The sequence below is a fragment of the Kitasatospora sp. NPDC097643 genome (assembly GCF_040302625.1).
Taxonomy (GTDB): Bacteria; Actinomycetota; Actinomycetes; order Streptomycetales; family Streptomycetaceae; genus Kitasatospora.
In genome coordinates this window covers 18875-42633 of the sequence record NZ_JBEOSA010000055.1, presented here as the reverse complement: position 1 = coordinate 42633, position 23759 = coordinate 18875, and the positions used below count along the sequence as shown (strand labels likewise).

At 72.7% G+C, this 23759-nt stretch carries 21 protein-coding genes; 19 read left to right on the top strand and 2 right to left on the bottom strand.

The genetic code is table 11. The features are described from left to right. Positions 1-142 precede the first annotated feature (142 nt). Positions 143-970 carry a thioesterase family protein gene (locus ABTY15_RS28965; RefSeq protein WP_350601865.1) on the top strand — a complete coding sequence of 276 codons (828 nt, stop codon included), beginning with the start codon at positions 143-145 and terminating at the stop codon, positions 968-970. Between the two features lie 141 nt (positions 971-1111). Beyond that, positions 1112-2008, top strand: a complete 897-nt coding sequence (locus ABTY15_RS28960) for a DUF8829 domain-containing protein (RefSeq protein ID WP_350601864.1) — start codon at positions 1112-1114, stop codon at positions 2006-2008. Positions 2009-2115: 107 nt separating this feature from the next. Here ABTY15_RS28960 and bldD read toward each other — a convergent pair whose 3' ends face one another. Then, entirely contained in the window at positions 2116-2619 is a 504-nt protein-coding gene (gene bldD, locus ABTY15_RS28955) for a transcriptional regulator BldD (protein WP_031072501.1), read from the bottom strand. Between the two features lie 329 nt (positions 2620-2948). On the opposite strand from bldD, the gene pyrR reads away from it, so the two are divergent. From pyrR to ABTY15_RS28885, 14 genes are all read left to right on the top strand, one after another. Next, the gene (gene pyrR / locus ABTY15_RS28950) at positions 2949-3572 is read left to right on the top strand and encodes a bifunctional pyr operon transcriptional regulator/uracil phosphoribosyltransferase PyrR (RefSeq protein ID WP_350601863.1); all 624 of its coding nucleotides are present in this window, start codon (positions 2949-2951) and stop codon (positions 3570-3572) included. Positions 3573-3577: 5 nt separating this feature from the next. After that, on the top strand, positions 3578-4552 hold the full coding sequence (locus ABTY15_RS28945; protein ID WP_350601862.1) for an aspartate carbamoyltransferase catalytic subunit: 975 nt from the start codon (positions 3578-3580) through the stop codon (positions 4550-4552). Further along, on the top strand, positions 4549-5853 hold the full coding sequence (locus ABTY15_RS28940; protein ID WP_350601860.1) for a dihydroorotase: 1305 nt from the start codon (positions 4549-4551) through the stop codon (positions 5851-5853). Before ABTY15_RS28945 ends, ABTY15_RS28940 begins: the two co-directional genes overlap by 4 nt. Further along, positions 5850-6416, top strand: a complete 567-nt coding sequence (locus ABTY15_RS28935; RefSeq protein ID WP_350601859.1) for a PH-like domain-containing protein — start codon at positions 5850-5852, stop codon at positions 6414-6416. The genes ABTY15_RS28940 and ABTY15_RS28935 overlap by 4 nt, the downstream gene beginning before the upstream one ends. Beyond that, positions 6413-7585, top strand: a complete 1173-nt coding sequence (gene carA, locus ABTY15_RS28930; RefSeq protein WP_350601858.1) for a glutamine-hydrolyzing carbamoyl-phosphate synthase small subunit — start codon at positions 6413-6415, stop codon at positions 7583-7585. The genes ABTY15_RS28935 and carA overlap by 4 nt, the downstream gene beginning before the upstream one ends. Further along, a complete protein-coding gene (gene carB, locus ABTY15_RS28925; protein WP_350601857.1) occupies positions 7578-10886 on the top strand; it encodes a carbamoyl-phosphate synthase large subunit in 3309 nt (1102 codons plus the stop codon). The genes carA and carB overlap by 8 nt, the downstream gene beginning before the upstream one ends. Before the next feature lie 68 nt (positions 10887-10954). After that, complete coding sequence (locus tag ABTY15_RS28920) at positions 10955-12079, top strand: quinone-dependent dihydroorotate dehydrogenase (RefSeq protein ID WP_350601854.1); 1125 nt, start codon at positions 10955-10957, stop codon at positions 12077-12079. Between the two features lie 52 nt (positions 12080-12131). Beyond that, positions 12132-12965 carry an orotidine-5'-phosphate decarboxylase gene (pyrF, locus tag ABTY15_RS28915; RefSeq protein WP_350601853.1) on the top strand — a complete coding sequence of 278 codons (834 nt, stop codon included), beginning with the start codon at positions 12132-12134 and terminating at the stop codon, positions 12963-12965. A gap of 385 nt (positions 12966-13350) precedes the next feature. Further along, entirely contained in the window at positions 13351-13677 is a 327-nt protein-coding gene (gene mihF / locus ABTY15_RS28910; RefSeq protein WP_030056187.1) for an integration host factor, actinobacterial type, read from the top strand. Between the two features lie 49 nt (positions 13678-13726). Next, entirely contained in the window at positions 13727-14284 is a 558-nt protein-coding gene (gmk, locus tag ABTY15_RS28905; protein WP_350601852.1) for a guanylate kinase, read from the top strand. Between the two features lie 37 nt (positions 14285-14321). Next, complete coding sequence (gene rpoZ, locus ABTY15_RS28900) at positions 14322-14588, top strand: DNA-directed RNA polymerase subunit omega (RefSeq protein WP_030056185.1); 267 nt, start codon at positions 14322-14324, stop codon at positions 14586-14588. 195 nt (positions 14589-14783) lie between these two features. Further along, positions 14784-16022 carry a bifunctional phosphopantothenoylcysteine decarboxylase/phosphopantothenate--cysteine ligase CoaBC gene (coaBC, locus tag ABTY15_RS28895; protein ID WP_350601850.1) on the top strand — a complete coding sequence of 413 codons (1239 nt, stop codon included), beginning with the start codon at positions 14784-14786 and terminating at the stop codon, positions 16020-16022. A 150-nt stretch (positions 16023-16172) separates the two neighbouring features. Next, positions 16173-17381 (top strand): methionine adenosyltransferase, encoded by a 1209-nt coding sequence (metK, locus tag ABTY15_RS28890; RefSeq protein WP_350601848.1) that lies wholly within the window; start codon positions 16173-16175, stop codon positions 17379-17381. A gap of 91 nt (positions 17382-17472) precedes the next feature. Next, positions 17473-19560, top strand: a complete 2088-nt coding sequence (locus tag ABTY15_RS28885) for a primosomal protein N' (RefSeq protein ID WP_350601847.1) — start codon at positions 17473-17475, stop codon at positions 19558-19560. A 209-nt stretch (positions 19561-19769) separates the two neighbouring features. On the opposite strand, the gene ABTY15_RS28880 is transcribed toward ABTY15_RS28885, so the two are convergent. Continuing rightward, positions 19770-20336, bottom strand: a complete 567-nt coding sequence (locus ABTY15_RS28880) for a hypothetical protein (RefSeq protein WP_350601846.1) — start codon at positions 20334-20336, stop codon at positions 19770-19772. A gap of 267 nt (positions 20337-20603) precedes the next feature. On the opposite strand from ABTY15_RS28880, the gene def reads away from it, so the two are divergent. The 3 genes from def to ABTY15_RS28865 all read left to right on the top strand — a co-directional run bounded on the left by def (position 20604) and on the right by ABTY15_RS28865 (position 23718). Further along, a complete protein-coding gene (def, locus tag ABTY15_RS28875) occupies positions 20604-21149 on the top strand; it encodes a peptide deformylase (protein ID WP_350601845.1) in 546 nt (181 codons plus the stop codon). A 70-nt stretch (positions 21150-21219) separates the two neighbouring features. Beyond that, complete coding sequence (gene fmt / locus ABTY15_RS28870) at positions 21220-22158, top strand: methionyl-tRNA formyltransferase (protein WP_350601843.1); 939 nt, start codon at positions 21220-21222, stop codon at positions 22156-22158. A gap of 126 nt (positions 22159-22284) precedes the next feature. Beyond that, positions 22285-23718 carry an RsmB/NOP family class I SAM-dependent RNA methyltransferase gene (locus tag ABTY15_RS28865; protein ID WP_350601842.1) on the top strand — a complete coding sequence of 478 codons (1434 nt, stop codon included), beginning with the start codon at positions 22285-22287 and terminating at the stop codon, positions 23716-23718. The last annotated feature ends 41 nt before the right edge of the window (positions 23719-23759 follow it).

Here is a 23759-nt window from a genome sequence, read left to right as displayed (position 1 = left end):
CACCCGACCCGGAGGATCCGGGTCCGGTGGCCGTCGCGCGTTTCACCCGGGTGGCGTATCTTGATGCCTACTCGCCAGTAACATGGCGCTCGGCATTCCCAGGTATCCGCACGCACCCCGCAGTGAAGGGCAGGCCACCCCCATGACCACCGCGATCCGCAGCGAGTTCGACCAGGGCATCGCCCTGACCAGACACCCCGAGGAGGCCGGCCGCTACGAGGCCGAGCTCGGCGCCGGCTGGCAGATCGGCGGCGGGGTCAACGGCGGGCTGCTGCTCGCCGTGGCCGGACACGCGCTGTCGCAGGAGCACGGCGACCACCCAGACCCGGTCTCGATCAGCGGTTACTACCTGTCCGCCTCGACCCCCGGCCCGGCCACCGTCCGCACCGAGGTGCTGCGCTCCGGGCGCGGACTCTCCACCGGCACCGCCTCGCTCAGCCAGGACGGCGTCGAGCGGCTGCGGGTGATCGCCAGCCACGGCGACCTCGCCACTGCCGAGGGCGAGGTGCGCACCAGCGCCACGCCGCCGCAGCTGCCGCCGCCGGACCAGTGCATCGGCGTCGAGCACGCCCCCAAGGAGCTGATCGACCAGGCCGCGCTGCTGGAGCGCTTCGACCTGCGGCTCGACCCGTCCACCGTCGGGTGGGCGCTCGGCCAGCCGTCCGGCAACGGGCGGATCCAGGGCTGGTTCCGGCTCGCCGACGGGCGCGAGCCCGACCCGCTGCTGCTCCTGCTGGTCGCCGACGCCCTGCCGCCGGTCACCTTCGACCTGGGCCTGCCCGGTTGGGCGCCGACCGTCGAGCTGACCGTCCACCTGCGGGCCAAGCCGGTGCCGGGCTGGCTGCGGGTCGTCCATGCCACCCGCAACCTGGCCGGCGGGTACTTCGAGGAGGACGCCGAGATCTGGGACGAGTCCGGCCGCCTGGTCGCCCAGTCCCGCCAGCTGGCCCGGGTGCCGCGGAAGGCCTAGCGCCTGTCCGGGCGGTGACTTACCGTCGGTTACATTCCTGTGACACGCCGTACGTGTGCGGCGGGCGGTGGTGGGGAGGAGAGGGGTCAGCGGCGCACCCGCCGCTGACCGTCATCCGTCCGCCGACGCCAGGAGCCATCGATGAGTCGAAAGCGCGCCCGCCGTAATTCCGACTGCACGGGCGTCCGGGCGCCGCAGCGGCGGCACCGGGCCGAGGGGGCGGAGCAGGCCTTCGTCATCGGGGTGCTGACCAGTGCCGCGGACTTCGAGCGGGCCCGCGCCTGGCGGCTGTCCGACGCGCCCGACTACGAGCGCTACCTGGCCGACACCGCCGAGCTGCTGACCGACGCGCAGCGCCGCTTCGACACCGTGCGGGCCCGGATGTTCCACCCGCAGGACTTCGCCGAGTTCTGCGTGCTGCACGGGGTGGACCCGGCCGAGCCGGCCGCCCGCGACCGGTACCTGGTCAACCCGCCGCTCCAGACCCAGCTGCTGGCCTACCAGGGCGAGGAGCTGGTCGGGGACTTCCTGCCGCGCCTGGTCCGGGCCCGCGAGAACGGGCTGACGCTCTGCCACGCGGACCTGCTGCTGGACGGCGGCCTGTACGGGCGCGGCGGTGAGGCCGACGAGGAGCACGCCGTCTGGGTGCGCGCGGCGTACCGGCGCGGCGGCGAGGTGTTCCGCCGGATGCTGGTGGGCGCGGGCGCCGGGGTGTACGAGCTGCGCCTGCGGGTGGACGCGCCGGGCGGGCGGCTGACCGCGGCGGCCCGGGTGCTCCAGTGGGAGGACGGCGTGGTACGGATCAACGACGAGGACCTGGAGCTGCTCTGCGCGGTGCTCTGCGCCGGGCTGGCGCTGGAGCTGCCCGGGGTGGCGGTGCTGCACGGCTCGCAGGGGTCGGCGGCGTCCTGCGGCGAGTACCTGCCGGCCTCCTGGGCCTGGTCGAGCGGGGGGCAGGACTGGGCGCCGGCGGCCCGGCCGGTACGGCTGGACGGGGTGGCGGCGCGGCCCGGCTACAGCCTGGGGACGGTCTGCTGACCGCTCTCAGGAACGCGCCGCGGCGCGGCCCCCGGGGTTCGGGGAGCCGCGCCGTGACGTTTCTGCTCGGATTTGAGCGATTTCGGCGGTAGCCGGTACGGCGAGCGTCAGCTCGCCTCCTCCTCGCGCACCGCACGGCGCGCGTCGGGGTTCAGGACACCCCAGGAGATGAGCTGCTCGGTCAGGATCGACGGCGACTGGTCGTAGATGACGGCCAGGGTGCGCAGATCGTCCTGGCGGATCGACAGCACCTTGCCGTTGTAGTCGCCGCGCTGGCTCTGGATGGTCGCCGCGTAGCGCTGCAGCGGGCCGGCCTTCTCGGACGGGACCTGGGTCAGTCTCTCCAGGTCGAGCACCAGGCGCGGCGGCGGCTCGGCCGCGCCACCGGGGGTGCCGCCGGGCAGCAGCTCCTGCACCGGGACGCCGTAGAACTCCGCCAGCTCGGCCAGCCGCTGCACGGTGACCGCACGGTCGCCGCGCTCGTACGAACCGACGACGACTGCCTTCCAGCGCCCCTGGGACTTCTCCTCGACACCGTGCAGGGAGAGCCCCTGCTGAGTGCGGATCGCTCGGAGCTTGCCTCCGAGTTGCTTCGCGTAGTCGCTGGACATTGATCTCCCCGGACGAGATTGCTTCGCGTTCAGTGGTGGGTCACGGGCGATTGCCGACGTCGTTACCGGTGGGTTCGACGTCCGTCTCGTAACTCACTGTGAGGTTACGTAGAGTAAGGTAGCTGCGTCAAGCCGAATGGGGCAGTCGTGCGAATGGCCCGCATCGTCGGCGCGTCCGGGGCGTGAACCCGGTGAAGCGGAATGGTGGAGGTCCGTTTGGACTCCGCCGCGCTGATAGGATGACCCGAAGCCCACGCCGCGTCGGCGGGGCCCTCCCAGACATCCTTTAAGGCCCGTCCCGTGAGGCGGGGAAGGAGGTCCGCTTCGGCATGACCACACACCAGGATCCCACGCCGCGGCCGCCGCACCAGGTGCTGGACGGCACGGACATCGCCCGGGTCGTCACCCGGATAGCGCACGAGATCGTCGAGCGCGCCAAGGGCGCCGAGGACGTCGTGCTGCTCGGCATCCACACCAGAGGCGTCCACCTCGCCCGGCGGCTGCACGCCCGGCTGGCCCAGATCACCGGCCGCGAGATCCCGCTCGGCACCCTGGACATCACCATGTACCGGGACGACCTGCGGCTGAAGCCCGCGCGCGCCCTGGAGCACACCGAGATCCCGCCCGGCGGCATCGACGGCAAGCTCGTCGTCCTCGTCGACGACGTGCTCTTCTCCGGCCGCACCATCCGCGCCGCGCTCGACGCGCTCAGCGACATCGGCCGCCCGCGCGCAGTCCAGCTCGCCGTCCTGGTCGACCGCGGCCACCGCGAGCTGCCGATCCGCGCCGACTACGTGGGCAAGAACCTCCCCACCTCGCTGCGCGAGGCCGTGCAGGTCCGGCTCTCCGACTCCGACGGCGTGGACGCCGTCCTGGTCGGCGACCGCGACTACACCGCCCGCTCGTCGCAGGCCCTGGCCTCCCAGCCGTCCGAACCGCACCTCCCGGAGTAACCCGCGTGAAGCGCCACCTCGTCTCCGCCGCCGATCTCAGCCGCGACGACGCGCTGCTGATCCTGGACACCGCCGAGGAGCTGGCCCAGCTCTCCGGACGGGCCGTCAAGAAGCTGCCCACGCTGCGCGGCCGGACAATCGTCAACCTCTTCTTCGAGGACTCGACCCGCACCAAGACCTCCTTCGAGGTCGCCGAGAAGCGGCTCTCCGCCGACGTCATCAACTTCTCCGCCAAGGGCTCGTCCGTCTCCAAGGGCGAGAGCCTCAAGGACACCGCCCTCACCCTCCAGGCGATGGGCGCGGACGCCGTTGTCATCCGGCACCACGCCTCCGGCGCGCCGGCCCGTCTCGCCCAGTCCGACTGGCTGCACGGCAGTGTGATCAACGCCGGTGACGGCACCCACGAGCACCCCACCCAGGCGCTGCTCGACGCCTTCACCATGCGCCGCCACCTCAACCCGGGCCTCGGCCACGACCTCCAGGGCCGCCGGGTGACCATCGTCGGCGACGTCCTGCACAGCCGGGTCGCCCGCTCCAACGTGCACCTGCTCACCACCCTCGGCGCCCAGGTCACCTTCGTCGCCCCGCCGACGCTGCTGCCGATCGGCATCGAGAACTGGGCCTGCGAGATCAGCTACGACCTGGAGAGCGTGCTCCCCAAGACGGACGCGTTGATGATGCTGCGGGTGCAGCGCGAGCGGATGAACGCCGCGTTCTTCCCGACCGAGCGCGAGTACAGCCGCCGCTACGGCCTGGACGGCACCCGGATGGCCCAGCTGCCCGAGCACGCGATCGTGATGCACCCCGGCCCGATGGTGCGCGGCATGGAGATCACCGCCGAGGTCGCCGACTCGCCGCGCTGCACCGTGGTCGAGCAGGTCGCCAACGGCGTCTCGATCCGCATGGCCGTGCTGTACCTGCTGCTCGGCGGCGCCACCCTGAACGACGCCCGCCCCGACTCCGTGGAGACCGCTCAGTGACCACCTACCTGATCCGCAACGCCCAGATCCTCGGCGGTGCTCCGCAGGACCTCCACCTCGCCGACGGTGTGATCGCCGCGATCGGCACCGACCTCGCCGTCGAGGCCGACATCGAGATCGACGCCAGCGGGCTGATCGTCCTGCCCGGCCTGGTCGACCTGCACACCCACCTGCGCGAGCCCGGCCGCGAGGACGCCGAGACCGTGCTCACCGGCACCCAGGCCGCCGCGATGGGCGGCTTCACCGCCGTGCACGCGATGGCCAACACCACCCCGGTGGCCGACACCGCCGGTGTGGTCGAGCAGGTCTGGCGGCTCGGCAAGTCGGCCGGCTACTGCGACGTGCAGCCGGTCGGCGCCGTCACCGTCGGCCTGGAGGGCAAGAAGCTCGCCGAGCTCGGCGCGATGCACGAGTCCGCCGCGAACGTCCGGGTCTTCTCCGACGACGGCAAGTGCGTGGACGACGCGGTGCTGATGCGCCGCGCCCTGGAGTACGTCAAGGCCTTCGACGGGGTCGTCGCCCAGCACGCGCAGGAGCCGCGGCTGACCGAGGGCGCCCAGATGAACGAGGGCCAGGTCTCCGGCGAGCTCGGGCTCGGCGGCTGGCCGGCCGTCGCCGAGGAGTCGATCATCGCCCGGGACGTGCTGCTCGCCGCGCACGTCGGCTCCCGGCTGCACGTCTGCCACCTCTCCACCGCCGGCTCGGTCGAGATCGTCCGCTGGGCCAAGGCCAAGGGCTGGGACGTCACCGCCGAGGTCACCCCGCACCACCTGCTGCTGACCGACGAGATGGTCCGCTCCTACGACCCGGTGTACAAGGTGAACCCGCCGCTGCGCACCGCCGAGGACGTCCAGGCGCTGCGCAAGGCGCTCGCCGACGGCACCATCGACGCCGTCGCCACCGACCACGCGCCGCACCCGGCCGAGGACAAGGACTGCGAGTGGGCCGTCGCCGCGATGGGCATGGTCGGCCTGGAGACCGCGCTGTCGGTCGTGCAGCAGACCATGGTCGAGACCGGCCTGCTGAACTGGGCCGGCGTCGCCGACCGGATGTCGCACCGCCCGGCCCGGATCGGCCGTCTCGCGGGGCAGGGCCGGCCCGTCTCGGTCGGTGAGCCGGCGAACCTGGTGCTCTTCGATCCCGCGTACCGTGGTGCCGTGAACCCCGAGAGCTTCGCCACCCGCAGCCGCAACACCCCCTACAAGGGCCTTGACCTGCCCGGACGGGTGCACGCCACGTTCCTGCGCGGCCGTGCCACCGTGCTGGCCGGCGAGCTGGTCGAGCAGGGTGAGCTCGGGTGACCGGACTCGTCACGCTCGCCCAGGAACAGGCCAAGGTCACCAACTGGCCCGGGTACATCGGCTGGGCCGTCGGGCTGCTGATCCTGATCGGCCTCGTCTACTGGCTGATGCGCCAGGGCTGGAACTGGCGCCGCACCCTGCAGTCCGGCATCCCGCCGCTGCCCGCCGTGCCGGCCGGCGCCGGCCGGACCATCCTGGAGACCAGCGGCCGGTACCACGGCACCACCACCGCCGGGAACTGGCTCGACCGGGTCGTCGCGCACGGCCTGGGCACCCGCAGCCGCGCCGACCTCACCCTCGGCGAGGACGGCCTGCTGGTGCACCGCCCCGGGGACGTCGACCTCTGGATCCCCGCCGGCAACCTGACCGGTGCCCGCACGGACTCCGGGATCGCGGGGAAGGTCGTCCCGGCCGGGCTGCTCGTCGTCACCTGGACGCACGAGGGCACCGAGCTGGACTCCGGCTTCCGGGCCGACCACCCCGATGAGCACGCCGCCTGGGTCGAGGCGGTCGCTCACCTTGCAACACGTACGAAGACGAAGACGGAAGAGGCCGCCCCATGACCGCACCTGCCCCCACCACGCAGCGCCAACGGCGGGAGCGCACGTTTTTGGATCGTGCTGCCGCCGTGCTCGTCCTGGAGGACGGCCGGACCTTCCGCGGCCAGGCCTACGGCGCGATCGGCGAGACCTTCGGCGAGGCGGTCTTCAACACCGGCATGTCCGGCTACCAGGAGACCCTGACCGACCCGTCGTACCACCGCCAGGTGGTCGTGATGACCGCCCCGCAGATCGGCAACACCGGCTGGAACGACGAGGACGACGAGTCCAAGCAGATCTGGGTCGCCGGGTACGTCGTGCGCGACCCCGCCCGGGTGGCGTCCAACTGGCGCTCCCGCCGCTCGCTGGACGAGGAGCTCGTCCGCCAGGGCGTCGTCGGCATCAGCGGCATCGACACCCGCGCGCTGACCCGGCACCTGCGCGAGCGCGGCGCGATGCGCTGCGGCATCTTCTCCGGCGAGGCGCTGGCCGACCCGGCCGCGCTGCTGGCCCGGGTGCAGTCCTCGCCCGAGATGAAGGGCGCCGACCTGTGCGCCGAGGTCGCCACCACCGAGCCGTACATCGTGCCCGCCATCGGTGCGAAGAAGTTCACCGTGGCCGCGCTGGACCTCGGCATCAAGGCGATGACCCCGCAGCGGATGGCCGAGCGCGGCATCGAGGTGCACGTGCTGCCGGCCAACGCCACCCTGGAGGACGTCTACGCCGTCAACCCGGACGGCGTCTTCTTCTCCAACGGCCCGGGCGACCCGGCCACCGCCGACCACCAGGTCGCCGTCGCGCAGGGCGTGCTGGAGCGCAAGACCCCGTTCTTCGGGATCTGCTTCGGCAACCAGATCCTGGGCCGCGCGCTGGGCTTCGGCACGTACAAGCTCAAGTACGGCCACCGCGGCATCAACCAGCCGGTGCAGGACCGCACCACCGGCAAGGTCGAGGTCACCGCGCACAACCACGGCTTCGCCGTGAACGCACCGCTGGACAAGGTGAGCGACACCCGCTTCGGCCGGGTCGAGGTCTCCCACGTCTGCCTCAACGACGACGTGGTCGAGGGCCTCCAGGCGCTCGACGTCCCCGCCTTCAGCGTGCAGTACCACCCCGAAGCGGCTGCCGGCCCGCACGACGCGGCCTACCTCTTCGACCGTTTCGTGAAGCTCATGGAGGGCCAGCGTGCCTAAGCGCACTGACATCAAGTCCGTTCTGGTGATCGGGTCCGGCCCGATCGTGATCGGTCAGGCCGCCGAGTTCGACTACTCGGGCACGCAGGCCTGCCGCGTCCTCAAGGCCGAGGGCCTGCGGGTCGTCCTGGTCAACTCCAACCCGGCCACGATCATGACCGACCCGGAGATCGCCGACGCCACCTACGTCGAGCCGATCACCCCGGAGTTCGTCGAGAAGATCATCGCCAAGGAGCGCCCCGACGCGCTGCTGCCGACCCTCGGCGGGCAGACCGCGCTCAACACCGCGATCTCGCTGCACGAGGCCGGCACGCTGGAGAAGTACGGCGTCGAGCTGATCGGCGCCGACGTCGAGGCGATCAACAAGGGCGAGGACCGCGACCTGTTCAAGGGCGTCGTCGAGGCCGTCAACGCCAAGATCGGCCACGGCGAGTCCGCCCGCTCGGTCATCTGCCACACCATGGACGAGGTGCTGGCCGGCGTCGACACGCTCGGCGGCTACCCGGTCGTCGTGCGCCCCTCCTTCACCATGGGCGGCGCCGGCTCCGGCTTCGCCCACAACGAGGAGGACCTGCGCCGCATCGCCGGCCAGGGCCTGACCCTCTCGCCGACCACCGAGGTGCTCCTGGAGGAGTCCATCCTCGGCTGGAAGGAGTACGAGCTGGAGCTGATGCGCGACAAGCACGACAACGTCGTGGTCGTCTGCTCCATCGAGAACTTCGACCCGATGGGCGTGCACACCGGTGACTCGATCACCGTCGCCCCGGCGATGACGCTCACCGACCGCGAGTACCAGATCCTGCGCGACATCGGCATCGCCGTCATCCGCGAGGTCGGCGTCGACACCGGTGGCTGCAACATCCAGTTCGCCGTCAACCCCGACGACGGCCGGGTCATCGTCATCGAGATGAACCCGCGCGTCTCCCGCTCCTCCGCGCTGGCCTCCAAGGCCACCGGCTTCCCGATCGCCAAGATCGCGGCCAAGCTGGCGGTGGGCTACACGCTGGACGAGATCCCCAACGACATCACCGAGGAGACCCCGGCCTCCTTCGAGCCGACCCTCGACTACGTCGTGGTCAAGGTGCCGCGGTTCGCGTTCGAGAAGTTCCCGAGCGCCGACGCGACGCTGACCACCACCATGAAGTCGGTCGGCGAGGCCATGGCGCTCGGCCGCAACTTCCCCGAGGCGCTGCAGAAGGCGCTGCGCTCGCTGGAGAAGAAGGGCTCCCAGTTCACCTGGGTCGGCCCGGTGGGCGACAAGGCCGAGCTGCTGGCCAAGGCGGTCGTGCCGACCGACGGCCGGATCAACACCGTGATGGAGGCGATCCGGGCCGGCGCCACCCCCGAGGAGGTGTTCGAGGCCACCAAGATCGACCCGTGGTTCGTCGACCAGCTCTTCCTGCTCGACGAGATCGCCGGCGAGCTGGCCGAGGCCGCCGAGCTCACCCCGGAGCTGCTGCGCCACGCCAAGCGGCACGGCTTCTCCGACCAGCAGGTCGGCGAGATCCGCGGCCTGCGCCCGGACGTGGTCCGCGAGGTCCGGCACGCGCTCGGCATCCGCCCGGTGTTCAAGACCGTCGACACCTGCGCCGCCGAATTCGCCGCCAAGACCCCGTACTTCTACTCGTCCTACGACGAGGAGAACGAGGTCGCCCCGCGCACCAAGCCCGCGGTGATCATCCTCGGCTCCGGCCCGAACCGCATCGGCCAGGGCATCGAGTTCGACTACTCCTGCGTGCACGCCTCCTTCGCGCTGGCCGACGCCGGGTACGAGACCGTGATGGTCAACTGCAACCCGGAGACCGTCTCCACCGACTACGACACCTCCGACCGGCTCTACTTCGAGCCGCTCACCCTGGAGGACGTGCTGGAGATCGTCCACGCCGAGCAGCAGGCCGGCCCGCTGGCGGGCGTCATCGTCCAGCTCGGCGGCCAGACCCCGCTCGGCCTGGCCCAGGCGCTCAAGGACAACGGCGTGCCGATCGTCGGCACCCAGCCCGAGGCGATCGACCTCGCCGAGGAGCGCGGCGCCTTCGGCCGCGTGCTGCGCGACGCCGGCCTGCCCGCGCCCAAGCACGGCACCGCCTTCTCCTTCGAGGAGGCCAAGGCGATCGCCGACGAGATCGGCTACCCGGTGCTCGCCCGCCCGTCGTACGTGCTCGGCGGCCGCGGCATGGAGATCGTCTACGACGAGGCCTCGCTCGCCTCCTACCTGGAGCGCCACGCGGGCCTGATCTCCGAGCACCCGGTGCTCATCGACCGCTTCCTCGACGACGCGGTGGAGATCGACGTCGACGCGCTCTACGACGGCACCGAGCTCTACCTCGGCGGCGTCATGGAGCACATCGAGGAGGCCGGCATCCACTCCGGCGACTCCGCCTGCGCGCTGCCCCCGATCACCCTCGGCGGCTACGACATCAAGCGGCTGCGCGCCTCCACCGAGGCGATCGCCCGCGGCGTCGGCGTGCGCGGTCTGATCAACATCCAGTTCGCCCTCTCCGGCGACATCCTGTACGTGCTGGAGGCCAACCCGCGCGCCTCCCGGACGGTGCCGTTCACCTCCAAGGCGACCGCCGTGCCGCTGGCCAAGGCCGCCGCCCGGGTCTCGCTCGGCGCCACCATCGCCGAGCTGCGCGCCGAGGGCCTGCTCCCGGTTGAGGGCGACGGCGGCACGCTGCCCGCCGACGCGCCGATCGCGGTCAAGGAGGCCGTGATGCCGTGGAGCCGCTTCCGCGACATCCACGGCCGCGGCGTGGACACCGTGCTCGGCCCGGAGATGCGCTCCACCGGCGAGGTCATGGGCATCGACAAGGTCTTCGGCACCGCCTACGCCAAGGCCCAGGCCGGCGCCTACGGCGCGCTGCCGACCAAGGGCAAGGTCTTCGTCTCGGTCGCCAACCGGGACAAGCGCAACCTGGTCTTCCCGGCCCGCGCGCTGGTCAACCTCGGCTTCGAGGTGCTCGCCACCGCCGGCACCGCCGAGGTGCTCCAGCGCGGCGGCATCCCGTCCACCCTGGTGCGCAAGCACAGCGAGGGCGAGGGCCCGAACGGCGAGAAGACGATCGTCCAGCTGATCCACGACGGCGAGGTCGACCTCATCATCAACACGCCGTACGGCACCGGCGGTCGCCTCGACGGCTACGAGATCCGCACCGCCGCGGTGGCCCGCGCGGTGCCCTGCCTGACCACCGTCCAGGCGATGGGCGCGGCCGTGCAGGGCATCGACCGGCTGCTGCGTGACGAGGTCGGGGTGATGTCGCTCCAGGAGCACGCCGAGCTGATCAACGCCGGCCGCAAGTAGCACCGCCACAGTGGGGGGCGCCGAAGCCAGTCGGTTGCCCCCCACTTCCATGCCCAGGGAGCCCCGCTTTGTACAAGCTGCTGTTCGACCTCGTCTTCAAGAAGATGGACCCGGAGAAGGCCCACCACCTGGCCTTCTTCTGGATCCGGCTCGCCTCCTCGGTGCCCGGCCTGCGCACGGTCGTCCGGCTGGTGCTGGCCCCGCGCGACCGGGCGTTGCACACCCGGGCCCTCGGCCTCGACCTGCCCGGCCCGTTCGGCCTGGCGGCCGGCTTCGACAAGAACGGCGTCGGCATCGACGGCCTGTCGATGCTCGGCTTCGACTACGTCGAGATCGGCACCATCACCGGTGAGCCGCAGCCCGGCAACCCGACGCCGCGGCTGTTCCGCCTGGTCGAGGACCGCGCGCTGATCAACCGGATGGGCTTCAACAACCAGGGCTCGGCCCGGGTCGCCGCCCGGCTGGCCGCCCGCCCGCACACCAGCTCCACCCCGGTGATCGGCGTCAACATCGGCAAGACCAAGGTGGTCGAGGAGGCCGACGCCGTCGCCGACTACGTCAAGTCGACCGAGCGGCTGGCCCGTTACGCCGACTACCTGGTGGTCAACGTCAGCTCGCCGAACACCCCCGGGCTGCGCAACCTCCAGGCCGTCGATCACCTGCGCCCGCTGCTCGCCGCCGTCCGTGAGGCCGCCGACCGCACCACCGCGCACCACGTGCCGCTGCTGGTGAAGATCGCCCCCGACCTGGCCGACGAGGACGTCGACGCGGTCGCCGACCTCGCCCTGGAGCTGGGCCTGGACGGCATCATCGCCACCAACACCACGATCGGCCGCGAGGGCCTGCGGGCCGACGCCGCCCGGGTCGAGGAGATCGGCATGGGCGGCCTGTCCGGCGCGCCGCTCAAGGCCCGGGCCCTGGAGGTCCTCCAGCGGTTGCGCGCCCGCACCGGGGGCCGGCTGACGCTGGTCTCGGTCGGCGGCGTGGAGACCGCCGAGGACGCCTGGCAGCGGATCATCCACGGCGCGGACCTGGTCCAGGGCTACAGCGCCTTCATCTACGAGGGTCCGTTCTGGTGCCGCCGGATCCACCGGGGGCTCTCGGCCCGGATCCGCGCCGCCGGCTTCCGTGACCTGGCCGCGGCCGTCGGCAGCGCCGTGAGCACCTCCGGTGGCAGCAAGGCCGCCTCCTGAACTCCCGTACTCCCGTACGACGAACCTCCGTACGACGATCGGAAAGGACGACATGACCCTCGCCCCGTTCGGTGCCCGGCTGCGCCAGGCCCTCGACACCCGCGGCCAGCTCTGCGTCGGCATCGACCCGCACGCCTCCCTGCTCTCGGCCTGGGGGCTCGGCGACGACCTCGCCGGCCTGGAGACCTTCAGCCGCACCGTGGTGGAGGCGCTGGCCGACCGGGTGGCGGTGCTCAAGCCGCAGGCCGCCTTCTTCGAGCGCTTCGGCAGCAAGGGCGTCGCCGTCCTGGAGAAGTCCGTCGAGGAGGCCCGGGCGGCCGGCGCGCTGGTCCTGATGGACGCCAAGCGCGGCGACATCGGCTCCACCATGGCCGCGTACGCCGAGGCCTTCCTCTCGCCCGCCAGCCCGCTGTTCTCGGACGCCGTCACGGTCAGCCCGTACCTGGGCTTCGGCTCGCTGCGCCCGGCGCTCGACCTGGCCCGGGAGCAGGGCTGCGGCGTGTTCGCGCTCGCGCTCACCTCCAACCCGGAGGGCGCCGAGGTGCAGCGGGCGGTCGGCGCGGACGGCGAGCCGGTGGCGGCCTCGGTGCTGCGGCAGCTGGCGGCCGAGAACGGCGACGCGGCGCCGCTGGGCTCCTTCGGCGCGGTGGTCGGGGCGACGCTGGCCGACGCGGGTGTGGACCTGGCCATCAACGGCCCGCTGCTGGCCCCCGGGATCGGCGCCCAGGGCGCGACCATGGCGGACCTGCCGCGGGTGTTCGGCGGTGCGGTGATCAACGTGGTGCCGAGCGTCAGCCGGGACGTCCTCAAGCACGGCCCGTCGGTGGCGGCGCTGCGGGAGGCGGCCGACCGCTTCGTCGGGGAGTTCGCGGACGCGGTCAAGTAGCGCCGCCGAAGGCCGCGGCGGAGGCGGTCAAGTGGGCCGTGGGCATTGGCAGGTAGCCGCGCGGTGACCCTGTGCAGTGTGCGCAGCACGGCGGGGCGTCCGGTCGACCGACGTGAGCGCCGTCACATTGGCGGTGTCAAAGTTTCGCAATCACGGTCATTTTGCCCGGGAAAGTCCTGGTCGGCCTTGGCTGACCAGGACTTTTCGTGTTCTTTTCCTGACGTGGCGCCGCAATCCGGGTAGTGTCCGGCGATAGGTCATCGAAGAGCCGCGATTCTCGTAGCTCCCGCAGGTCAGGGCCCTTTGGTTCCGCTTGTGGACGGTGTCCTGGGAACCAAACCAGTCATAGCTCAATCCCTTCCTTCCACACCCTGAGGTGAACGGCGTGGCTCTTCCGCCCCTTACCCCTGAACAGCGCACCGCCGCGCTCGCCAAGGCCGCCGAGGCTCGCCGGGAGCGCGCCGAGGTCAAGAACCGGCTCAAGCACTCCGGCGCCTCCCTGCACGAGGTGATCAAGGCCGGCAAGGCCGACAACGACGTCATCGGCAAGATGAAGGTCTCCGCCCTGCTGGAGTCCCTTCCGGGCGTGGGCAAGGTCCGTGCCAAGCAGATCATGGAGCGCCTCGGCATCAGCGAGAGCCGCCGCGTCCGTGGCCTCGGCACGAACCAGATCGCCTCCCTGGAGCGGGAGTTCGGCGGCGGTGCCGCCTGACCGTGCCCCCGTGGTCCCGGGATCGTCCGCGATCCGGGATAATCGGTGCATGAGTGAGCGTCCGCGGCTGACCGTGCTCTCCGGCCCCTCGGGGGTCGGCAAGAGCACGGTCGTCGCTCATATGAGGAAGCAGCACCCCGAGGTCTGGCTCTCGGTGTCGGCGACGACCCGCCACCCGAGGCCCGGCGAGCAGAACGGGGTCCAGTACCACTTCGTCGACAACGACGAGTTCGACAAGCTGATCGCCAACGGCGAGCTGCTGGAGTGGGCCGTCTTCGCCGGCAACCGCTACGGCACGCCGCGTTCGGCGGTGCTGGAGAAGCTGGAGCGCGGCGAGCCCGTCCTGCTGGAGATCGATCTGCAGGGCGCCCGCCAGGTGCGCGAGTCGATGCCCGAGGCGCAGCTGGTCTTCCTGGCCCCGCCGAGCTGGGACGAGCTGGTCCGCCGGCTGACCGGCCGGGGCACCGAACCGCAGGACGTGATCGAGAAGCGGCTGGAGGCCGCCAAGGTCGAGCTGGCCGCCGAGCCGGAGTTCGACACGACCCTTGTCAACACCTCCGTCGAGCAGGTAGCGGCCGAACTGCTAGCCTTGCTCGGTGTAGCCTGACCTGTCTGTCTTTTCCACCCTTTCGGAAGGTTTTAGCGTGTCCTCTTCCATGACCGCGCCCGAGGGCATCATCAACCCGCCGATCGACGAGCTGCTCGAGGCCACCGACTCCAAGTACAGCCTCGTGATCTACGCCGCCAAGCGCGCGCGCCAGATCAACGCCTACTACTCGCAGCTCGGTGAGGGCCTGCTGGAGTACGTCGGCCCGCTGGTCGACACCCACGTGCACGAGAAGCCGCTGTCGATCGCGCTGCGCGAGATCAACGCGGGCATGCTGACCGCCGAGGCGGTCGAGGCCGCCTGAGGCGGACGCTGCTTTTCCCTGTTTTTCCCGGAGGGCCCGGCGGAATCGTTTCCGCCGGGCCCTCCGGTGTTCGTTCGTCGGGTCTCCCGGTGTTCGTTCGTCGGGCTTCCCGGTGCTGTGGGCGGGACCACGGTGCGGGCGCTTGCTGAGGGGTCGTAGGGTGAGCACGTCCCAGAGCTGGAGGAATGTCGGAACATGAGCGCGACTTCGGACCGGACGGACGCCCCGCGGGTCGTCCTCGGCGTCAGCGGCGGCATCGCCGCGTACAAGGCCTGCGAACTGCTCCGTCGGTTCACCGAGTCCGGCCACCAGGTCACCGTGGTGCCCACCGAGGCCGCGCTGCACTTCGTCGGCGAGGCGACCTGGGCCGCGCTGTCCGGCCGCCCGGCCGCCACCGAGACCTGGGAGAGCGTGCACGAGGTGCCGCACGTGCGGATCGGCCAGCAGGCCGACCTGGTCGTGGTCGCCCCCGCCACCGCCGACCTGATCGCCAAGGCCGCCCACGGCCTCGCCGACGACCTGCTCACCAACACCCTGCTCACCGCCCGCTGCCCGGTCGTGGTCGCGCCCGCCATGCACACCGAGATGTGGGAGCACCCGGCCACCCGGGAGAACGTCGCCACGCTGCGCCGCCGCGGCGTGATCGTGCTGGAGCCCGCCGTCGGCCGGCTGACCGGCAAGGACACCGGCAAGGGGCGGCTGCCCGAGCCGTCCGCGATCTTCGACGCCTGCCGGGCCGTGCTGCGTCGCGGCGGGGCGGTGCCGACCGACCTGGCCGGCCGGCACGTGGTGGTCTCGGCCGGCGGCACCCGCGAGCCGCTGGACCCGGTGCGCTTCCTCGGCAACCGCTCCTCCGGCAAGCAGGGCTACGCGCTCGCCGTGACGGCCGCGGCGCGCGGGGCGCGCGTGACGTTGGTCTCGGCCAATGCGGAACTCCCGGATCCGGCCGGGGTGGACGTGGTGCACGTGTCGACCGCGCTGGAGCTGCGCGAGGCCGCGCTGAAGGCGGCCGAGGACGCGGACGCCGTGGTCATGGCCGCGGCGGTGGCCGACTTCCGGCCCGCCGAGTACGCCACCGGCAAGATCAAGAAGGTCGAGGGGGTCGAGCCGGCGCCGGTCGCGCTGGTCCGCAACCCCGACGTGCTGGCCGAGCTGTCGGCCCACCGCCCCCGTTCGGCTCAACTGGTCGTGGGTTTCGCGGCGGAGACCGACGACGTGCTCGCCAACGGCCGCGCCAAGCTCGCCCGCAAGGGCTGTGACCTGCTGGTCGTGAACGAGGTGGGCAACGGCAAGGCCTTCGGGACGGACGTGAACGAGGCCGTGGTGCTGGGCTCCGACGGCAGCGAGACGCCCGTTCCGGTGGGCCCCAAGGAGGCCCTGGCGGACGTGGTCTGGGACCTGGTCGCGCAGCGGCTGGAACCGATCGGGAGCTGATCGAGCGCCGCTGGAGAACGGTCTTGATTTCTGGAAGCGGGTGACGTTCGGCGGAACCTGCCCGTTACACTCCAGGAATCAAGTCTTTCCGGATGTCCCCGGTTCGCCGGGGGCCTTCAGTCAGCAGCCGCTGCAACCCCAGGGAGCGCTGTGTCTCGCCGCCTGTTCACCTCGGAGTCCGTGACCGAGGGACACCCCGACAAGATCGCTGACCAGATCAGCGACACCATCCTTGACGCTCTCCTGCGGGAGGACCCGACGTCCCGGGTCGCCGTGGAGACGCTGATCACCACCGGCCAGGTGCACGTGGCCGGCGAGGTGACCACCAAGGCGTACGCGCCGATCGCCCAGCTCGTCCGGGACAAGATCCTGGAGATCGGTTACGACAGCTCCAAGAAGGGCTTCGACGGCGCGTCCTGCGGCGTCTCGGTCTCCATCGGCGCCCAGTCGCCCGACATCGCCCAGGGTGTCGACACCGCGTACGAGGCCCGGGTCGAGGGCGACGAGGACGACCTGGACAAGCAGGGTGCCGGCGACCAGGGCCTGATGTTCGGCTACGCGTCCGACGAGACGCCCGAGCTGATGCCGCTGCCGATCACCCTCGCGCACCGCCTGTCGAAGCGCCTCTCCGAGGTGCGCAAGAACGGGACCATCCCCTACCTGCGCCCCGACGGCAAGACCCAGGTCACCATCGAGTACGACGGCGACAAGGCCGTCCGCCTCGACACCGTGGTGGTCTCCTCGCAGCACGCCAGCGACATCGACCTGGAGTCGCTGCTCACCCCGGACATCCGCGAGTTCGTGGTCGAGCCGGAGCTGAAGGCGCTGGCCGACCAGGGCATCAAGCTGGTCACCGAGGGCTACCGCCTGCTGGTCAACCCGACCGGCCGCTTCGAGATCGGCGGCCCGATGGGCGACGCCGGCCTCACCGGCCGCAAGATCATCATCGACACCTACGGCGGCATGGCCCGCCACGGTGGCGGCGCCTTCTCCGGCAAGGACCCGTCCAAGGTCGACCGCTCGGCCGCGTACGCGATGCGCTGGGTGGCGAAGAACATCGTCGCCGCCGGCCTCGCCCGCCGCGCCGAGGTGCAGGTCGCGTACGCGATCGGCAAGGCCGAGCCGGTCGGTCTCTTCGTCGAGACCTTCGGCACCGAGACCGTGCCGGTCCTGACCATCCAGAAGGCCGTCAGCGAGGTGTTCGACCTCCGCCCGGCCGCGATCATCCGCGACCTGGACCTGCTGCGGCCGATCTACGCCCAGACCGCGGCGTACGGCCACTTCGGCCGGGAGCTGCCGGACTTCACCTGGGAGCGCACCGACCGGGTGGAGCAGCTGAAGAAGGCCGTCCAGGCCTGATCGGTTCTTTCGAAGCGGCGTCTGCCCCGGGGACGGGGTGGGCGCCGCTTCTGTGCGCGTTGTCGGTGTGAGCTGGTAGTACTTGGGAGCGATGAGCAACACAGGGGAGAACGGCGCCGCCGCCGAGCCGGAGCAGCTGGCGTTCATCCGGGAGACGGTGAAGCGGGCCAAGCCCCGGACGTGGCGCGGGGCCAAGCGGGCCGAGCACCTGCCGGTGGCCCGGGTCGTGGTGGACAAGGGCGTGCTCACCATCGACAAGTTCTTCGACTACGAGGTGCCCGCCACCATGGCCGAGGAGGCCCGGCCGGGCGTCCGGGTCCGGGTCCGGTTCGGCGCGCGGGTGGTCAAGGGCCAGCGCGAGGGCGGTGAACTGCACGACGGGTTCATCGTCGCCCGGCTGGAGAAGAGCGACTTCCCCGGCCCGCTCGCCCCGCTCGCCCAGGTGCTCTCCCCGGAGCCGGTGCTCACCCCGCAGCTGCTCCGGCTCTGCCGGACCGTCGCCGACCGGTACGCCGGAACGCTCGCCGACGTCCTCCAGCTGGCCGTCCCGCCCCGGCACGCCAAGGCCGAGGCCGAGCCCTCGCCGCCGCCGCGACCGCGACCGGCGGCCCCCGGCCCGGGCGGCTGGCAGCGTTACCCGGCCGGGCCCGACTTCCTCGCCGCGCTGGCCGGGGGCGGCGCGCCGCGCGCCGTCTGGGCGGCGCTGCCCGGGCCGGGCTGGCCGTACGAGATCGCCCGGGCCGTGGCCGCGACCCTGGCGGGTGGGCGGGGCGCGCTGGTCGTCCTGCCCGACGGCCGGTCGGTGGCCCGGGTCGACCAGGCGCTCACCGAGCTGCTGGGCGAAGGCCTGCACGTGGCGCTGGAGGCCGACCTCGGGCCGCGGGAGCGCTACCGGCGCTGGCTCGCGGTGAGCCGGGGCTCGGTGCACTGTGCCATCGGCACCCGCGCGGCGATGTTCGCCCCGGTCCGGGACCTCGGACTGGTGGTGGTCTGGTCGGACGGCGACGGCAGCCACAGCGACCCGCGCGCCCCGCACCCGCACGTCCGCGAGGTCGCGCTGCTGCGCGCCGCAGAGGAGGGGGCGGCGGTGCTGCTCGGCGGTCACGCGGTGACGGTGGAGGGCGCGCAGCTGGTCAGCACCGGTTGGGCGCGGCCGCTCACCGCGGACCGGGAGACCGTCCGGCAGGTCGCGCCGCGGGTGCGGACCGTCACCGACCAGGACCAGCACCGGGACGCCGCCGCGCAGGCCGCCCGGCTGCCCTCGGTGGCCTGGGAGGCCGCCCGGGAGGCGCTCGCCGCCGGCCGTCCGGTGCTCATCCAGGTGCCCCGGCGGGGCTACGTGCCCCGGCTCGCCTGCGGGCGCTGCCGCACCCCGGCACGGTGTCGGCGGTGTGAGGGGCCGCTGGAGGCGCCCTCGGCGGACGCCCCGCTGTGTTGTGGGTGGTGCGGGGAGGCCGAGAGCGACTGGCACTGCCCCGAGTGCGGCTCGTTCCGGCTCCGGGCGCAGGTGGTCGGCGCCCGGCGGACGGCGGAGGAACTCGGCAAGGCGTTCCCGCGCATCCCGGTGCGGACCTCGGGACGGGAGGCGGTGCTGGCCACCGTGCCGGACGAGCCCTCGCTGGTGATCTCCACGCCCGGTGCGGAGCCGGTGGTGGAGGGCGGTGGCGGGTACGGGGCCGCGCTGCTGCTGGACGGCTGGGCGCTGCTCGGCCGGCCCGACCTGCGGGCCGGGGAGGAGGCGCTGCGGCTCTGGCTGGCGGCGGCCGCCCTGGTCCGGCCCTCGACCGAGGGCGGGACGGTGGTCGTGGTCGCGGAGCCTTCGGCGCGGCCGGTGCAGGCGCTGGTCCGCTGGGACCCGCTCGGCCACGCCGGGCTGGAGCGGGACGAACGGGCGCAGCTGCACTTCCCGCCGGTGTCGCGAATGGCCTCGGTGTCCGGGAGCCCGGCGGCCGTCGCCGACCTGCTGGGGCTCATCCGGCTGCCGGAGGGGGCGGACGTGCTCGGGCCGGTGCCGGTGGCGGCGCTGCGCGGGGAGGAGCAGGAACGGGCGCTGCTGCGGGTGCCGCCCGGGCAGGGGACGGCGTTGGCGGCGGCGCTCAAGGCGGCGCAGATCGCGCGGATCGCGTTGCGGACGCCGGAGACGGTGCGGGTGCGGGTGGATCCGACGGACATCGGGTGAGGTGGGCGGGCGTCGGGTGAGTGGTCGCCGCCCCGAGCCGAAGGGGCGCGCCGGTGCCGAAAGCGAGGAGCGACAAGCGACCGACGGAGGAGGGAGTGCCGGAGCGACGACCGTCGGCACCGGGTCGGGAGCGCCCCGGAGGCGAGCGGGCGAGTAACTGGGGCGGGGTGAGTGGGCCACCCCGCCCCGGGTGGCCCTCGGGGGGACGGTCAGCCGCGTAGCGGCAGGCCGGTGCGGTCGGCCGGGGTGCGGTCGGACTGCGTGCGGTCGAGGGTGCCGCGGTCGAGGGCGGCGCGGTCCAGGCCGCCCTGGCGGGCGGCGGGGACGGTGGCGGCCAGGCCGCCGGACGGGGCGGCGGGCAGTTCCTCGGAGCGGTCCGGGCGGCTCGGCCCCGGGACCGCGCCGCTGGCGGCGAGGAGTTCGCTGGTCGGCCGGCGCATGCCGTACCGGCGGTGCACGGCCTGCTTGGTGACCCCGAGGGCCGAGCCCACCGAGTCCCAGGAGAAGCCCAGCGCCCGGTCGAACTCGACCGCCGCCGCCACCAGCGTCTCCACGCTCTCCCGCAGCTCCTGCGCCAGGCGCACGGTCGGCGCGGGCGCCCGTCCGTACACCACGAAGCCGGCCGAGGTGCTGGGGCGGCGCGGCCGGTAGACGTTGCCCAGTTGGGCGGTGAGCGTCCGCAGCGCGTCGACCTGCCGCCTCACCCGCTCGATGTCCCGCACCAGCAGGTGAAGGCTCGCCCGCGCCCGGGCGTCGTGGTTGATCTGCTCGGCCATGGCCTACGTGCCACCTTCCGTACGGTTCGGCTCGGTCGGAACGCCGTGTCCCGCGCGCCCCGGCCCTGGTCAATCTCACTTGACCAACGCCGAAGCGGGGGCCGGGGTAACGCCGCTCGGCAGAGTCGGGATATGCCAGATGCCGGTGCCGGGGGCGTGCGGGCCGGGTTGCGGGGCGTGGGCGGCGGTCCCAGAGCGTTGCATAGACTTGTCGTCGCCCCTCACTTGTTGACAGCCCCCGTACCGACGGACAGGAGACCGCACCCCGTGGCGATCCAGCCGATCCGCCTCTTCGGAGACCCCGTCCTGCGGGCCACCGCCCAGCCGGTGACCGTTTTCGACAAGGAACTGCGCACCCTCGTCCGGGACCTCACGGACACCATGCTCGACGCCCCCGGCGCCGGCCTGGCCGCGCCCCAACTCGGCGTCTCCCTGCGAGTGTTCACGTACCACGTGGACGGCGTCACCGGGCACCTGATCAACCCGGACCTGTCGCTGAGCGAGGAGGAGCAGGACGGCCCCGAGGGCTGCCTGTCGCTGCCGGGCCTGCGCTACGACACCCGGCGCGCGTACGGCGTGGTGGCCAAGGGCTTCAACATGTACGGCGATCCGGTCACCCTGGAGGGCACCCAACTGCTCGCCCGCTGCATCCAGCACGAGACCGACCACCTCGACGGGATCGTCTTCATCGACCGGCTCGACCGTGAGCAGCGCAAGGCCGCGCTGAAGGCCCTCCGGGAGGCCGACTGGGGCGGCGGGCCGGCGCCGGTCGTCAAGGTCTCGCCGCACAGCACGTTCGGCGCCGCGCGCTGAGTCGGCTGATTCAGCTGATTTCGCTGGTTCCGCTGGTTCACCTGAACTCCGTTCCGTAGAAAGGCACTTGATGCGTCTCGTCTTCGCCGGTACTCCCGAGGTCGCCGTTCCCGCGCTGGAGGCCCTGCTCGCCTCCGAGCGGCACGAGGTCGTCGCGGTGGTCACCCGCCCCGACGCCCCCGCCGGGCGCGGGCGCAAGCTCGTCGCCAGCCCCGTCGCGCAGCGCGCCGAGGAGGCCGGGATCGAGGTCCTCAAGCCGGCGAAGCCCAGCGACCCCGAGTTCGTCGCCCGGCTCACCGAACTCGCCCCGGACTGCTGCCCGGTGGTCGCCTACGGCGCGCTGCTGCGCCCCGGCACCCTGGAGATCCCCAAGCACGGCTGGGTCAACCTGCACTTCTCGCTGCTGCCGGCCTGGCGCGGCGCGGCCCCGGTCCAGCACGCGGTGCTGGCCGGCGACGAGGTCACCGGCGCGTCCACCTTCCTGATCGAGCAGGGCCTGGACTCCGGCCCGGTCTACGGGGTGATCACCGAGGAGATCCGCCCCACCGACACCAGCGGCGAACTGCTCACCCGCCTCTCGCACTCCGGCGCGCGACTGCTCGCCGCCACCATGGACGGCATCGAGGACGGCTCCCTGCACGCCGTCCCGCAGCCGGCCGAGGGCGTCACGCTCGCCCCCAAGATCAGCGTCGAGGACGCCCGGATCGACTGGACCCACCCCGCCCTGCGGGTCGACCGGGTGGTGCGCGGCTGCGCCCCGGCCCCCGGCGCGTGGACGGTCTTCCGCGGCGAGCGGCTGAAGGTCACCGGGCCGGTCAAGCTGCTGCCGGAGTCGTCCGAACTGGCGCCCGGTGAGGTGGCGATGGCCGGCAAGAACAGCGTGCGGGTCGGGACCGGGAGCTTCGACGTCGAGCTCGGCGAGGTCCGGCCGCAGGGCAAGAAGGAGATGCGGGCCGCCGACTGGGCGCGCGGGGCCCGGCTGGAGGCCGGGGAGCGGTTCGGGGAGTAGTTCGGGGGCTGAGGGCCCCGGTTTGGCGTTACTGTACGTAGATAGGTAGATCAGCCCGTTTGTTCGATGCCGGTTTCGTCCGGCCATCAGTTCGTCCGATAGCCAACGCAGCACCTTGAGGCACCTGTGAGCACCCCCAGCGCCAACCGCGCCCCCCGTCCGCACCGCCGGCCCAAGAAGGACCCGGCCCGGATCGTCGCGTTCCGCGCACTGCGCGCCGTCGACGAGCGCGACGCGTACGCCAACCTGATCCTGCCCTCGCTGCTCCGCGAGGCCGAGCAGAAGGGCATGGACCGGCGCGACGCCGCCCTCGCCACCGAACTCGTCTACGGCACCCTGCGCCTACAGGGCACCTACGACGCGATCATCGCCGCCTGCATCGACCGCCCGCTCAGCAAGGTCGACCCGCCGGTGCTGGACGTGCTCTCGCTCGGCGCCCACCAGCTGCTCACCACTCGGATCCCCAGCCACGCGGCCGTCTCGGCGACCGTCGAGCTCGCCCGGGTCGTGCTCGGCGACGGCAAGGCCAAGTTCGTCAACGCCGTGCTGCGCCGGATCAGCGCCCACGACCTGGCGGCATGGATCGAGCAGGTCGCCCCGCCGTACGAGAAGGACGCCGAGGACCACCTGGCCGTCGTCCACTCCCACCCGCGCTGGGTCGTCTCCGCGCTCTGGGACTCGCTCGGCCGCTGGCAGCCCGACGCCTCCGGGCGCAGCGCCATGGAGGAGCTGCTGCGCGCCGACAACGAGCGGCCCGAGGTCACCCTGGTCGCCCGCCCCGGTCGGGCCACCGTCGGCGAGCTCGCCGAGGCCCTGCCGGAGGCCGAGCCCGGCCGCTGGTCCCCGTTCGCGCTGCGGCTCGCCGAGGGCGGCGACCCGGGTGCGGTGACGGCGGTCCGGGAGAACCGGGCCGGCGTGCAGGACGAGGGCAGTCAGCTGGTCGCGCTCGCGCTGGCCGCCGCCCCGCTGGACGGCCCCGACCGGCTCTGGCTGGACGGCTGCGCCGGCCCCGGCGGCAAGGCCGCGCTGCTCGGCGCCCTGGCCGCCGAGCGCGGCGCGGCGCTGGTCGCCAGCGAGAAGCAGCCGCACCGGGCCCGGCTGGTGGCCCGCGCCCTGGAGGGCAACCCCGGCCCGTACACCGTGATCGCCGCGGACGGCACCCGCCCGGCCTGGCGCTCCGGCGGCTTCGACCGGGTCCTGGTGGACGTGCCCTGCTCCGGGCTGGGCGCGCTGCGGCGCCGCCCCGAGGCGCGCTGGCGGCGCCGGCCGGCCGACGTCGCGGCCTTCGGCCCGCTCCAGCGGGACCTGCTGCGCTCGGCGATCGAGGCCACCCGGGTGGGCGGCGTGGTCGGCTACGCGACCTGCTCGCCGCACCTCGCCGAGACCCGGGCCGTCGTCGACGACGTGCTGCGGGCCGAGGGCGGCCGGGTCGAGTGGATCGACGCGCGCCCGCTGCTGCCCGGTGTCCCGGCGCTCGGGGACGGGCCGGACGTGCAGCTCTGGCCGCACCTGCACGGGACGGACGCGATGTACCTGGCGCTGCTGCGGCGGACGGCCTGATCGAGCTGGCGGGGTCGGCGGGTTGCATCTCCCGTAGGGGG

What these genes read in the sequence shown, in the direction of transcription:
- ABTY15_RS28965 (WP_350601865.1), top strand. Translation starts at nt 143, where the DNA reads ATGACCACCGCGATCCGCAGCGAGTTCGACCAGGGCATCGCCCTGACC.
- ABTY15_RS28960 (WP_350601864.1), top strand. Translation starts at nt 1,112, where the DNA reads ATGAGTCGAAAGCGCGCCCGCCGTAATTCCGACTGCACGGGCGTCCGG.
- bldD (WP_031072501.1), bottom strand. Translation starts at nt 2,619, where the DNA reads ATGTCCAGCGACTACGCGAAGCAACTCGGAGGCAAGCTCCGAGCGATC.
- pyrR (WP_350601863.1), top strand. Translation starts at nt 2,949, where the DNA reads ATGACCACACACCAGGATCCCACGCCGCGGCCGCCGCACCAGGTGCTG.
- carA (WP_350601858.1), top strand. Translation starts at nt 6,413, where the DNA reads ATGACCGCACCTGCCCCCACCACGCAGCGCCAACGGCGGGAGCGCACG.
- pyrF (WP_350601853.1), top strand. Translation starts at nt 12,132, where the DNA reads ATGACCCTCGCCCCGTTCGGTGCCCGGCTGCGCCAGGCCCTCGACACC.
- gmk (WP_350601852.1), top strand. Translation starts at nt 13,727, where the DNA reads ATGAGTGAGCGTCCGCGGCTGACCGTGCTCTCCGGCCCCTCGGGGGTC.
- coaBC (WP_350601850.1), top strand. Translation starts at nt 14,784, where the DNA reads ATGAGCGCGACTTCGGACCGGACGGACGCCCCGCGGGTCGTCCTCGGC.
- ABTY15_RS28885 (WP_350601847.1), top strand. Translation starts at nt 17,473, where the DNA reads ATGAGCAACACAGGGGAGAACGGCGCCGCCGCCGAGCCGGAGCAGCTG.
- ABTY15_RS28880 (WP_350601846.1), bottom strand. Translation starts at nt 20,336, where the DNA reads ATGGCCGAGCAGATCAACCACGACGCCCGGGCGCGGGCGAGCCTTCAC.
- fmt (WP_350601843.1), top strand. Translation starts at nt 21,220, where the DNA reads ATGCGTCTCGTCTTCGCCGGTACTCCCGAGGTCGCCGTTCCCGCGCTG.